This is a genomic window from Streptomyces sp. 15-116A (genome assembly GCF_025290915.1).
In the GTDB taxonomy this organism is placed as follows: Bacteria; Actinomycetota; Actinomycetes; order Streptomycetales; family Streptomycetaceae; genus Streptomyces.
The window spans coordinates 1-11,186 of record NZ_JAOCQE010000219.1; the positions used below are offsets into that span (position 1 = coordinate 1).

Here is an 11,186-nt window from a genome sequence, read left to right on the forward strand (position 1 = left end):
CGGCGCGGACCCCGGCCGGGGGGCGCTCGCGAGGGCGCGCACCGCGTGGAGTGCGCCCCTTGCGCCCCCCGCGCCCGCCGGTACGCCCGCGCGATGGTGCCGGCCGTCGCTGTGCAGCAGAACACCGGGCGCGAAGGGGCGCAGTACGAGCCCTTCGAGCCCCTGGTTCCGGTGCAGTTCCGGATAGGCCGTGGACAGCAGCTGCCCGATTCTGTCGAGCCGGAAGCCGTCGACCTTCTCGGTCGCCATGCGGCCCCCCACCGTGTGGGCGGCCTCCAGGACCGTGGTGGTGACTCCTGCGCTGGTCAGTCGTCGCGCCGCGGAGAGTCCGGCGATCCCGGCCCCTACGACGACGACGTCCGCCTGGTACGTGGGCTCAAGCACGTGCCCCTCCTCGAGGTTGCGCGGGCGCTGGAGACGTCATGCCCTCAACACGCCCAAGGAATACCCGAGTTCTGCTCGAGGTTAGGGCCGTGATCGGCCTGCGGGGGTCGCGCATCGACCGGGGCACGGGCGCACGACGGTCGCACAGATGTGCCCGGAAGGGGTCCCGCCGACCCTCCGAACGGCCGGCGCCCCGCAGGTCCGGCCGCCCTCACAGCCCTCGCCGATCGCCCCCTACAGCGCCGCCCTGATCGCCCCCTCGATGTCCGGGAACGCGAACCGGAAGCCCGACTCCAGCAGCCGCGCCGGCACCACCCGCGCACTGCCCAGCACATCACCGGCCATCTCGCCCAGCACCGTACGCAGCACGGGCGCCGGCACCGCGAACACCGCCGGCCGGCGCAGCACCCGCGCCATCGCCTCGGTGATCTCACGGTTGGTCAGCGGCTCAGGGGCGGTCAGATTGAACGGCCCGGACAGGCCCTCGGTGTCCAGCAGATGCCGGAGCGCGGCCACCTCGTCGTGCAGGGCGATGAACGACCAGTACTGCCCCCCGCTGCCCAGCCGCCCGCCCAGCCCGGCCCGGAACAGCGGGAACAGCCGCCCCCACGCCCCGCCCCCGCGCGCCACCACCAGCCCGGTCCGGGGGAACACGGTCCGCACGCCCGCCTGAACCGCCGGCTCCGCCGCCGCCTCCCACTCCACGCACAGCCGGGGCAGAAAACCCTCCCCGGGCGGCGCGCTCTCGTCGACGACCCGGTCGCCGGTCTCGCCGTAGTAGCCGATCGCGCTGCCGCTCACGAACACCCGCGGCCGTACGTCCCCGGCCAGTCCGGCGACGGCCTCGGCCAGCGCGGCGGTGCCCCGCACCCGGCTCGCCCGGATCCGCGCCTTGTACTCGGCCGTCCACCGCCGGTCGCCCACCCCGGCCCCCGCCAGATTGACCACGGCGTCGCAGCCGGCCAGCCCCTCGGCGTCCACCGTGCCCCGCTCCGGGTCCCACCGGATCTCGTCCGCCGACCGGGGCGCACCCCGCACCAGACGCACCACCTCGTGCCCGTCCGCCGTCAGGGACCACACCAGGGCACTGCCGATGAGCCCGGACGCACCGGCCACCGCGATTCGGGAACGTTCCATGGCCCCCATCCTGCCCCGCACCCCGCGAAAAGCACGTGCAGGGCGGGCGCCCGCGCGACGTACAGTGACGTCCATGTCCGAGCCGCTCATACGCACCGCCCGCCCCGACGACGAGGCGGAACTGGCCCGACTCGACCACGAGACCTGGTCGCCGCTGCACGCGGTCACCCCGCGCCCGCAGTCGCCGTACGAGCCGTTCTTCCGCGAGCACGCCGGGCCGGGCGACCATCTCGTCGCCGAGTACGACGGCCGCCTCGTGGGCTACGTCCGGCTCGGCTTCCCCACGCCGCTCGCGTCCAACGCGCACGTCCGGCAGATCCGCGGCCTCGCCGTCGCCGAGGAGGTCCGCGGCAAGGGCGTCGGCCGGGCGCTGGTGCGGGCCGCCGTGGCCGACGCCCGCGAGCGGGGCTTCCGCCGCATCACCCTGCGCGTCCTCGGTCACAACACGCCCGCCCGCGCCCTGTACGAGTCCGAGGGCTTCGTCGTGGAGGGCATCCAGCCGGGGGAGTTCTGCCTGGAGGGCACCTACGTCGACGACGTACTGATGGGGCAGTCGCTGCTCTGACCCGGCGTCACGAGGTGACCAGCTCGCCCGTGTCCACCCGTGCCGTCGCCCCCGCCGCCCGCCGTGCGTCGTCCGCCACCTCGGCCGCCGTCAGCACATAGCCGGTCTCGGTGTCCGAGGTGGAGCGGGCGAACACCACGCCGTACACGCGCCCGTCGGTGGTCAGCAGCGGCCCGCCCGAGTTGCCGGGCCGGACGGTGGAGCGGATCGAGTAGATCTCACGGGTCACCGTCCGGTCGTTGTAGATGTTCTGGCCCCTGGCCTGCACCCGGCTCGCGACCGTGGCCGCCTGCAGATTCAGGTCGCCGTCCTGCGGATAACCCGCGACCACCGCCGAGTCGCCCCGGCCGGCGTCCTGGTCGAACCGCAGCACCGGCGCCTGAAGACCGGGCACGTACAGCACGGCCACGTCCTTCTGCGGGTCGAACAGCACCACCCGCGCCTCGTACGCCCGGCCCACCCCGCCGACCCGCACCGTCGGCTCGTCGATCCCGGCCACCACATGGGCGTTGGTCATGACCCGCTCCCGCGCGTACACGAAACCGCTGCCCTCGCGGCCCTGGGTGCCCGCGACACCCTCGACCTTCACCGTGCTGCGCTGGGCCGCCCTGGTCGCCGCCGCCGTGACGCTGTCGCCGGTGGGCGCGGCGACCTCGGCGGTCGACTCGTTCTCGAACGGGTTGAACACCTGCGGGAAACCGGCCTCGGTCAGCGCCGAGGTGGCCCGGGAGAACCACCCCGGAGTGGTGTCCGGCATCGCGTCCTGCACCGCGCCCAGCAGCCGCGAGTCGCGGATCGCCGAGGTGATCAGCGGCGACGAGGAGGCGCCGAGCACCGACGCGGCCACCCACGCCACGATCAGCACGGCCACCGAGTTGGCCACCGCCCCGCCGACCCCGTCCGCCACCCGCAGCGGCCCCCGGTCCAGCTCCCGCCGCAGCCGCAGCGCCAGACGCCCCGCCAGCTCGTGGCCCACCGCCGCAGGCAGCAGCACCGTCACCACGGCCGTCACCGTCGCCTTCGTGGTGCCCGGCGTCACCAGGTCCATCACCCACGGCAGGATCCACACGCCGACGACCGCACCGCCCACGAAACCCGCCAGCGACACACAGCCCGCCAGCAGTCCGCGCCGGTACCCGGACGCCGCGTAGGCCACGACGACCAGCACCAGCAGGATGTCGAGCAGATCCACGCACGCCGCCTTTCTCTCGGGCCGGCTCATCCGCGAAGGAGCGGCCTCACGGGCCCTCTCATACGTGGCTGAGCGGCCCGGTGATCAGCCACGCGCGCGAACGGCCGGCGAACCGACCGGCCACGCACGCGTGCACACGGGAAAACGTCGCGGACGGGGACGATGGTTCCACCAGGTGGCAGAACACACATCGCGGGCGGAGCGGATCGGACTCACAGTGGTCCCATGCGTTTCGTCAGGAGATCACGGGGGATGCGAAAACGCCGCGCCTCCCGGATATCCGGCGGGCCCGGCACCCCGCGCCTGCCACGGGCCGTCACGGTGGCGCTCGGCTGTCTGCCGGGCACCGCCGCGGCCGTCGCCCTCGTGCTGTGCGCGTACGGCGTCGAGACCGCCGCCGGGGAACAGGCCGCCGCCGCGCAGCCCGCGGGGCCCGCCTACGCGGCACCCCGCCCGTCCATCGTGCCCCGCTCGGTCTGGCTCGACGGCGCCCAGCGCAAGCAGCCGCCGCCGCGCTACGACGACGAGGTCGTCGCCGTCTTCATCCACCACACCGACTCGCCCAACGGCTACGACTGCGCCGACGCGCCCGGCATCATCCGGTCCCTCTACGAGGGGCAGACCCTCGGCCGCCACTGGGACGACCTCGGCTACAACTTCGTCGTCGACAAATGCGGCACCGTCTACGAGGGCCGCGCCGGCGGCGTCGACCGGCCCGTCACCGGAGCGCACACCCAGGGCTTCAACCACCGCACCACCGGCATCGCCGCCCTCGGCACCTTCACCGCAGGGGTGCCCGTGCCGGACGAGATGCTCCGGTCCATCGCCGCGGTGGCCGCCTGGAAACTCGGCACGTCCGGCACCGACCCGCGCGGCGAGGTCCGGCTGGTCTCCAGCAACGGCGGCAGCCGGTACGCCGCCGGCACCACCGCCACGCTGCCCGCCCTCGCGGGCCACAGCGACGGCTACATGACCGACTGCCCCGGAGCCGCCCTGCACGCCCGCCTGCCGGACATCAGAACGCTCGCCGCCCGCATCCAGGGCCGTCCCGACACCGCACAGGCCGCGCACAGCGCCGTCGCAGCGGCAGCACAACCCGCCGCCCTACCGTCGCCCACGAACGTCACAGCAGCAGACCGGAGGTGGGGCCGATGAACACCGGCAACGACCCGCGTCCCCGAAGTACCACCTGGGCGGACGCCCTGCGCGGCCCGTGGACGGCGCTGTGCGCCGCGGCGGCCGTCATCCTGGGCCCCGCGGCCCACACGGCGTCCACCCTCATGCAGGCCAACGCGGCGCCCCGCCACCAGGCGCTCGGGCAGGACCGGGAGAAGGCCACGCTGTGAACCGGCTGTTCAGCCGCGGAACCGCGCCCACAGCCGGGGGTAGCGCTCGGCGAGCTGCGCCTCGTTCTCGAAGTCGATCGGCGTGCCCTCGGGTTCCGCAGGACCGGGCGGCAGATCCAGATCGGGGGCCACGGTGCCGGTGAGCTGCTCGTACGCCTCGTCCGCCGCGTAGCCGAGCTCCTCGCCGTCGCCGTCGATCTCCTCGTCGAAGTCGTCGAGCAACTCGGCGAGCAGGTCCGGGTCGTTGTGCAGCGCCCCCTCGAAGACCTCGCGGCCCTGGCCGATCAGCCAGCACCGGAAGAAGTCGAACGCGTCGTCGCTGGCGCCGTCGAGGAGCACCCAGGCGGCTCCCCACAGGTCCCAGGTGTAGGCGCGGTGATAACGCGACTCGAAGTGACGGGCGAAGTCCAGCACCGACTCCGGGTCCAGCTGCACCAGCCGCTCCACCAGCAGATCGGCCTGCTCCTCCGGGTCACCCCCGGCGTCCTCGCGGGCGGCGTCGATCAGCTCCCAGAACTCCGTCTCGTCCATCACGGCTCCAGCATCGGCCCTGGGGACGGGGGTCGCACCCGGAGTGCGGGGATCGGATTGCGGCGAAATCGGAGGGCGGGGACGCGCGTACGAGGCTCACCGCGGCCGGTACAGCTCCGCGAGCCGGGCCGCCTCCGCCGCGAAGCGCTCCCGCAGCGACTCGGGCGCCAGGATCTCCACCTCCGCACCGAGCGCCGTGAGCTGGGTGTGGGCGACCTCCTCGGACTCCACGGGCAGCGTCAGCGTCACCCAGCCCTCGTCGTCCGGCGCGCCCGCCGCCGCCAGGGCCTCCCGGGCGGACAGCGGGTCCACGACGTGCCGCAGCCGGCGTGCGCCGTGCTCCGACAGCCGTACGACGACCTCGGCGCGCAGGATCGAGCGGGCGAACTGCTCCGCCCGCTCCGCCCAGAACGCGGGCAGATCGAAGTCCTCCGCGCGCTCGAAGCGCTCTTCGCCCGGGTCGACGGCCGTGAAGCGGTCGATGCGGTACACCCGGAACGACTCCCGCCCGGCCACGCGCGCGCAGAGGTACCAGACACCCGCCTTGAGCACGAGCCCGTACGGCTCCAGCTCGCGCCGTACCTCGCTCTCACCGCGCCGGTACCGTGCGCTGATCCGGCGGTCGTCCCACACCGCGTCCGCCACGGCGGGCAGCAGCTCGGGGGTCTTCGGCTCGCGGAACCAGTCGGGGGCGTCCAGATGAAACCGCTGGCCCGCGGTGCGGGAGGCGTCCCGCAGGGAGGGGAGCAGGGCGGCGGAGACCTTGAGCCGGGCCGCCGAGGCGGCGTCCTCCAGCCCCATCTCGCGCAGCGCGCCCGGCACACCGGACAGGAACAGCGCCTCGGCCTCGCTGCGGGCCAGCCCCGTCAGCCGGGTCCGGTACCCGCCGACCAGCCGGTATCCGCCGGCCCGCCCCCGGTCGGCGTACACCGGCACCCCGGCCTCCGACAACGCTTGCGCGTCCCGCGTCACCGTCCGCTCGGACACCTCCAGCTCCCGCGCGAGCTCGGCGGCGGTCATGGAGGCCCGATTCTGCAACAGCAACACCATCTTGATCAGCCGAGCAGCCCGCATGCGCCCATGATGCCCGGGCGCTGCCGCCCCCGGCCCCCCGCATCGGCCCTGAACGGGCCTCGTCCTCGAACGCCGGACGGGCTGAGTTGCCCATCCGGCGCCTTGTTGTCCGACCGAGTCGGGTGGTGGGTGGGCGCAGGCCGGGGTCTGGGGGCGGAGCCCCCAGGGGCGCGCACCCCCACCGGCCTGCACCCACCCCCGAACTACAGCCCGTACTTCTCGCGCGCTTCCTTCACGGCCGTAGCCTTCACCTCACCGCGCCGCGCCAACTGCGCCAGCGCCGCCACGACGATCGACTCCGCGTCGACCCCGAAGTGCCGCCGCGCAGCCTCCCGCGTGTCCGACAGACCGAAGCCATCCGCGCCCAGCGACGACCAGTCCTGCTCGACCCACTGCGCGATCTGATCCGGCACCTGCCGCATGTAGTCGGACACGGCCAGCACAGGCCCTTCCGCCCCCGCCAGCGCCTGCCGCACGAACGGCACCCGCTCCTCACCCCGCAGCAGCGCCTCGTCCGCCTCCAGCGCGTCCCGCCGCAGCTCGCTCCAGGACGTCGCCGACCACACGTCCGCGGCGACACCCCACTCCTCCGCCAGCATCCGCTGCGCGGCCAGCGCCCAGTGGATCGCCGTACCGGAGCCGAGCAGCTGGATCCGCGGCGCGTTCGCCGGCACCGTCACGCCCGCCGACTCCGCCGTGTTGAAGCGGTACAGGCCCTTGACGATGCCCTCGTCGATCCCGGGCACGCCCGGCTTCGCCGGCTGCGGCAGCGGCTCGTTGTAGACGGTCAGGTAGTAGAAGACGTTCTGGTCCTCGCCCGGCGCCGCCTCGCCGTACATCCGGCGCAGACCGTCCTTGACGATCGTGGCGACCTCGTACGCGAACGCCGGGTCGTACGTCAGCGCCGCCGGGTTGGTCGCCGCGATGACCGGCGAGTGACCGTCCGCGTGCTGCAGACCCTCACCCGTCAGCGTCGTACGGCCGGCCGTCGCGCCGACGAGGAAGCCGCGGCCGAGCTGGTCGCCGAGCTGCCACATCTGGTCGGCCGTGCGCTGCCAGCCGAACATCGAGTAGAAGATGTAGAACGGGATCATCGGCTCGCCGTGCGTCGCGTACGACGTCGACGCGGCGATGAAGTCGGCCATCGAACCGGCCTCGGTGATCCCCTCGTTGAGGATCTGGCCGTTCTCGGCCTCCTTGTAGTACATGAGCTGGTCGCGGTCGACCGGCTCGTACGTCTGGCCCTTGGGCGAGTAGATCCCGAGCGACGGGAACAGCGACTCCATGCCGAAGGTGCGCGCCTCGTCCGGCACGATCGGCACCCAGCGCTTGCCGGTCTCCTTGTCGCGCACCAGGTCCTTGACCAGCCGCACGAACGCCATGGTCGTCGCCACGTTCTGCGAGCCGGACCCCTTGTCGAACGCGGCGAACGCCTTGTCGGCGGGCGCGGGCAGCGGCGCGACCGGGTGGACTCGGCGGGCCGGGGCGGGACCGCCGAGGGCGGCGCGGCGCTCCTTCAGGTAGCGGACCTCGGGGGAGTCGGCACCGGGGTGGCCGTAGGGCACGACCCCGTCGACGAAGTCGCTGTCCTTGATCGGCAGGCCGAGGCGGTCGCGCATCGCCTTGAACTCGTCCACCGTCAGCTTCTTCATCTGGTGGTTGGCGTTCTTCGAGGCGAAGCCCTCACCGAGGGTGTGGCCCTTGACCGTCTGGGCCAGGATCACGGTCGGCGCGCCCTTGTGGGCGAGCGCCGCCTTGTACGCGGCGTACACCTTGCGGGCCTCGTGGCCGCCGCGCGAGACGTGGAAGCACTCGAGGATCTTGTCGTCGCTCAGCAGCTTCGCCATCTCGGCGAGCGCCGGGTCCTTGCCGAAGAAGTCCTCGCGGATGTAGGCGGCGCTGCGCGTCTGGTACGTCTGGATCTGCGCGTCGGGTACCTCGCGGAGCCGGCGTACCAGCGCGCCGGTGGTGTCGAGCTGGAACAGCTCGTCCCAGGCGGTGCCCCACAGGGTCTTGACGACGTTCCAGCCGGCGCCGCGGAACTGGGCCTCCAGCTCCTGCACGATCTTGAAGTTGGCGCGCACCGGGCCGTCGAGGCGCTGCAGGTTGCAGTTGATGACGAAGGTGAGGTTGTCCAGCTCCTCGCGGGCGGCGAGCGCGAGGGCCGCCGTCGACTCGGGCTCGTCCATCTCGCCGTCGCCGAGGAACGCCCACACGTGGGAGGCGGAGGTGTCCTTGATGCCGCGGTTGGTCAGGTAGCGGTTGAAGCGCGCCTGGTAGATCGCGGAGAGCGGGCCGAGGCCCATGGAGACCGTGGGGAACTCCCACAGCCAGGGCAGGCGCCGCGGGTGCGGGTACGACGGCAGGCCGTTGCCGCCGGCCTCACGGCGGAAGTTGTCGAGCTGCTCCTCGCTGATCCGGCCGTCGAGGAAGGCGCGTGCGTAGATGCCGGGGGAGGCGTGGCCCTGGATGTAGAGCTGGTCGCCCGAGCCGTCGGTCTCCTTGCCGCGGAAGAAGTGGTTGAAGCCGGTCTCGTAGAGCCAGGCCGCGGAGGCGAAGGTGGCGATGTGGCCGCCGACGCCGTACTTGCTGCCGCGGGTCACCATGGCGGCCGCGTTCCAGCGGTTCCAGGCCGTGATCCGGGCCTCCATCTCCTCGTCGCCGTCCACTGCGGGCTCGGCGGCGGTGGGGATGGTGTTGACGTAGTCCGTCTCGAGGAGCTTCGGCAGCGCGATGCCGGCGCCCTCGGCGCGCTCCAGCGTGCGCCGCATCAGGTACGCGGCACGGTGCGGGCCGGCCGCCTTGGCGACCGCGTCCAGCGAGGCCTGCCATTCGGCGGTCTCCTCCGGGTCGCGGTCGGGGAGCTGGTCGAGCGCGCTCGGCTGGATGGCGTTGGGGTCGGTCATGTCGCCGCCTTCCTCAGTCGAAGGGGGTTCCCTCATCTGGTAAGGGTTCGGGGGTGCCCTTGGTCTTTGGCAGGACAGGGCTGGCGGGCTTGGGTGCAAGCCCGCCGGTGACTGTAACTCCCTGATCGATGATCGATCAAAGGGTTGAGGGCCAAAACCTCTTGATCCCGAGAAAGTCGGCACGGGGTGCCTCCGGCGGTGGCACCGGGTGACTGTTCTGGAGGGGGTTTGTGCAGGTGAGCGCGGTAGAGCTCGGATGGAGGGGGGAGCGCCGGCGAGTGCGGGTGAGTGGTGGCTGGTCGCGCAGTTCCCCGCGCCCCTGAAGGGGCGCGGGAGACGTCAGGCGCGAGGGGCGCAGCCCAGGACGTGGGCCTTCACCAGCTCGGCGATGCGGGGGTCGCGGCGCTTGAACGCCGCCACCAGCTCCTCGTGCTCCTCGGCGTACGACTGCTGGACCGTGCCCAGCCAGCGGATGGACAGCGCGGTGAACACCTCGATGCCCAGGCCCTCCCAGGTGTGCAGCAACACGGAGTTGTCGGCGGCACGCACCAGTTCCCGGTGGAAGCCGACCGTGTGGCGGACCTGGGCCGTGCCGTCGGCGGCGCGGTCGGCGTCGTACAGCGCGGCGACGTGCGGTTCCAGCGCCGAGCAGTCCTCCGCGAGACGGGCCGCCGCGAGCTCGGCGGCGATGGCCTCCAGGCCGGCCCGGACGGGGTAGCTCTCCTCCAGGTCGGCGGCGGTGAGATTCCGCACCCGCACGCCTTTGTTGGGTGCCGACTCGATCAGCCGCAGCGACTCCAGCTCGCGCAGGGCCTCCCTGACGGGTGTCTGGCTGACCTCCAGCTCGGTCGCGATCCGCCGCTCCACGATCCGCTCGCCCGGCTGCCAGCGACCGCTGATGATCCCCTCCAGGATGTGCTCGCGGATCTGTTCGCGCAGCGAGTGGATGACGGGGGCGGTCATGGGGGCTCCTTAGGGAGGGCGCTGACGTTTAGACAATACGGCGGGTTCGCTCCGTGGGTAGGGCGGGTGGGGGTGCTTTCGTGCAGGTGAGACGAGACTTACACGCCTAAGAGCTCGGTGAGATGTGTCGTTGGGCGGGTGCGGGTTGTCTGTGGCTTGTCGCGCCCACGCGGCGGTAGCCGCATATCGAATACAGCCCCGCGCCCCTGAAACGTCGGTGCCCTCGCCCGGGGGTTCCAGGCGAGGGCACCGACACTGAGCCGAGAGGCGTCTTACAGGCCGAGCTCGACCTCGAACTCGCCCGCCTCCAGGATCGCCTTGACCGCCGTCAGGTAACGGGCCGCGTCGGCGCCGTCGACCAGGCGGTGGTCGTAGGACAGGGTCAGGTACGTCATGTCACGGACGCCGATGACCGGGCCGTCCTCGGTGTCGATGACCGCCGGGCGCTTGACCGTGGCGCCGATGCCGAGGATGGCGACCTGGCCCGGCGGCACGATGATCGTGTCGAACAGCGCGCCGCGCGAACCGGTGTTGGAGATGGTGAAGGTCGCGCCGGACAGCTCGTCCGGGGTGATCTTGTTGCCGCGGACCTTGCCCGCCAGCTCCGCCGTGGCCTTGGCGATACCGGCGAGGTTGAGGTCACCGGCGTTCTTGATGACCGGGGTCATCAGGCCCTTCTCGGAGTCCACCGCGATACCGATGTTCTCGGTGTCGAAGTAGGTGATGGTCCCCTCGGCCTCGTTGATCTTGGCGTTGATGGCCGGGTGGGCCTTCAGCGCCTGGGCCGCGGCCTTGACGAAGAACGGCATCGGGGAGAGCTTGACGCCCTCACGCGCCGCGAACGCGTCCTTGGCCCGGGCGCGCAGCTTCATCAGGCGGGTGACGTCGACCTCGACGACCGAGGACAGCTGGGCCTGCTCGTGCAGGGCCTTGACCATGTTGTCGCCGATGACCTTGCGGATCCGCGGCATCTTCACGGTCTGACCGCGCAGCGGGGAGGCCTCCAGGACCGGCGCCTTCTTCGCGCCGGCGGCCGGGGCGGCCGCGGCGGGAGCCGGGGCAGCGGCGGCGGCCTTCGCGGCCTCGGC

General features: G+C 72.6%; 11 protein-coding genes. 3 read left to right on the forward strand and 8 right to left on the reverse strand.

Features of this window, described 5'->3' with window-relative positions; all coding sequences use genetic code 11:
* Both N4P33_RS26535 and N4P33_RS26540 read right to left on the reverse strand, forming a co-directional pair.
* A partial coding sequence (locus N4P33_RS26535; protein WP_260829309.1) for an FAD-dependent oxidoreductase occupies positions 1 to 384 on the reverse strand: 384 nt, incomplete at its 3' end.
* Positions 385 to 618: 234 nt separating this feature from the next.
* Positions 619 to 1,521 carry a TIGR01777 family oxidoreductase gene (locus N4P33_RS26540; protein WP_260829310.1) on the reverse strand — a complete coding sequence of 301 codons (903 nt, stop codon included), beginning with the start codon at positions 1,519 to 1,521 and terminating at the stop codon, positions 619 to 621.
* A gap of 73 nt (positions 1,522 to 1,594) precedes the next feature.
* Between N4P33_RS26540 and N4P33_RS26545 the strand changes: the two genes are divergently transcribed.
* The gene (locus N4P33_RS26545; protein WP_260829311.1) at positions 1,595 to 2,086 is read left to right on the forward strand and encodes a GNAT family N-acetyltransferase; all 492 of its coding nucleotides are present in this window, start codon (positions 1,595 to 1,597) and stop codon (positions 2,084 to 2,086) included.
* A 7-nt stretch (positions 2,087 to 2,093) separates the two neighbouring features.
* Here N4P33_RS26545 and N4P33_RS26550 read toward each other — a convergent pair whose 3' ends face one another.
* Positions 2,094 to 3,278 carry a MarP family serine protease gene (locus tag N4P33_RS26550; protein WP_260829312.1) on the reverse strand — a complete coding sequence of 395 codons (1,185 nt, stop codon included), beginning with the start codon at positions 3,276 to 3,278 and terminating at the stop codon, positions 2,094 to 2,096.
* Positions 3,279 to 3,530: 252 nt separating this feature from the next.
* Between N4P33_RS26550 and N4P33_RS26555 the strand changes: the two genes are divergently transcribed.
* Complete coding sequence (locus N4P33_RS26555) at positions 3,531 to 4,433, forward strand: peptidoglycan recognition protein (RefSeq protein WP_399030155.1); 903 nt, start codon at positions 3,531 to 3,533, stop codon at positions 4,431 to 4,433.
* Positions 4,430 to 4,624, forward strand: a complete 195-nt coding sequence (locus tag N4P33_RS26560; RefSeq protein ID WP_260829314.1) for a hypothetical protein — start codon at positions 4,430 to 4,432, stop codon at positions 4,622 to 4,624. Before N4P33_RS26555 ends, N4P33_RS26560 begins: the two co-directional genes overlap by 4 nt.
* Before the next feature lie 9 nt (positions 4,625 to 4,633).
* Here N4P33_RS26560 and N4P33_RS26565 read toward each other — a convergent pair whose 3' ends face one another.
* From N4P33_RS26565 to N4P33_RS26585, 5 genes are all read right to left on the reverse strand, one after another.
* Positions 4,634 to 5,155 (reverse strand): DUF4240 domain-containing protein, encoded by a 522-nt coding sequence (locus tag N4P33_RS26565; RefSeq protein WP_260829320.1) that lies wholly within the window; start codon positions 5,153 to 5,155, stop codon positions 4,634 to 4,636.
* A gap of 96 nt (positions 5,156 to 5,251) precedes the next feature.
* On the reverse strand, positions 5,252 to 6,229 hold the full coding sequence (locus tag N4P33_RS26570; protein ID WP_260829315.1) for a YafY family protein: 978 nt from the start codon (positions 6,227 to 6,229) through the stop codon (positions 5,252 to 5,254).
* A 203-nt stretch (positions 6,230 to 6,432) separates the two neighbouring features.
* Positions 6,433 to 9,135 (reverse strand): pyruvate dehydrogenase (acetyl-transferring), homodimeric type, encoded by a 2,703-nt coding sequence (gene aceE, locus N4P33_RS26575; protein WP_260829316.1) that lies wholly within the window; start codon positions 9,133 to 9,135, stop codon positions 6,433 to 6,435.
* 339 nt (positions 9,136 to 9,474) lie between these two features.
* Positions 9,475 to 10,098 (reverse strand): GntR family transcriptional regulator, encoded by a 624-nt coding sequence (locus N4P33_RS26580; RefSeq protein WP_260829317.1) that lies wholly within the window; start codon positions 10,096 to 10,098, stop codon positions 9,475 to 9,477.
* A gap of 272 nt (positions 10,099 to 10,370) precedes the next feature.
* Positions 10,371 to 11,186, reverse strand: an 816-nt coding sequence (locus N4P33_RS26585) for a 2-oxo acid dehydrogenase subunit E2 (RefSeq protein WP_260829318.1), incomplete at its 5' end; no start/stop codon positions are given.

Coding starts and splice junctions, on each gene's coding strand:
- N4P33_RS26560 (WP_260829314.1), top strand. CDS start 4,430: ATGAACACCGGCAACGACCCGCGTCCCCGAAGTACCACCTGGGCGGAC.
- N4P33_RS26555 (WP_399030155.1), top strand. CDS start 3,531: ATGCGAAAACGCCGCGCCTCCCGGATATCCGGCGGGCCCGGCACCCCG.
- N4P33_RS26565 (WP_260829320.1), bottom strand. CDS start 5,155: ATGGACGAGACGGAGTTCTGGGAGCTGATCGACGCCGCCCGCGAGGAC.
- N4P33_RS26580 (WP_260829317.1), bottom strand. CDS start 10,098: ATGACCGCCCCCGTCATCCACTCGCTGCGCGAACAGATCCGCGAGCAC.
- N4P33_RS26545 (WP_260829311.1), top strand. CDS start 1,595: ATGTCCGAGCCGCTCATACGCACCGCCCGCCCCGACGACGAGGCGGAA.
- aceE (WP_260829316.1), bottom strand. CDS start 9,135: ATGACCGACCCCAACGCCATCCAGCCGAGCGCGCTCGACCAGCTCCCC.
- N4P33_RS26570 (WP_260829315.1), bottom strand. CDS start 6,229: ATGCGGGCTGCTCGGCTGATCAAGATGGTGTTGCTGTTGCAGAATCGG.
- N4P33_RS26540 (WP_260829310.1), bottom strand. CDS start 1,521: ATGGAACGTTCCCGAATCGCGGTGGCCGGTGCGTCCGGGCTCATCGGC.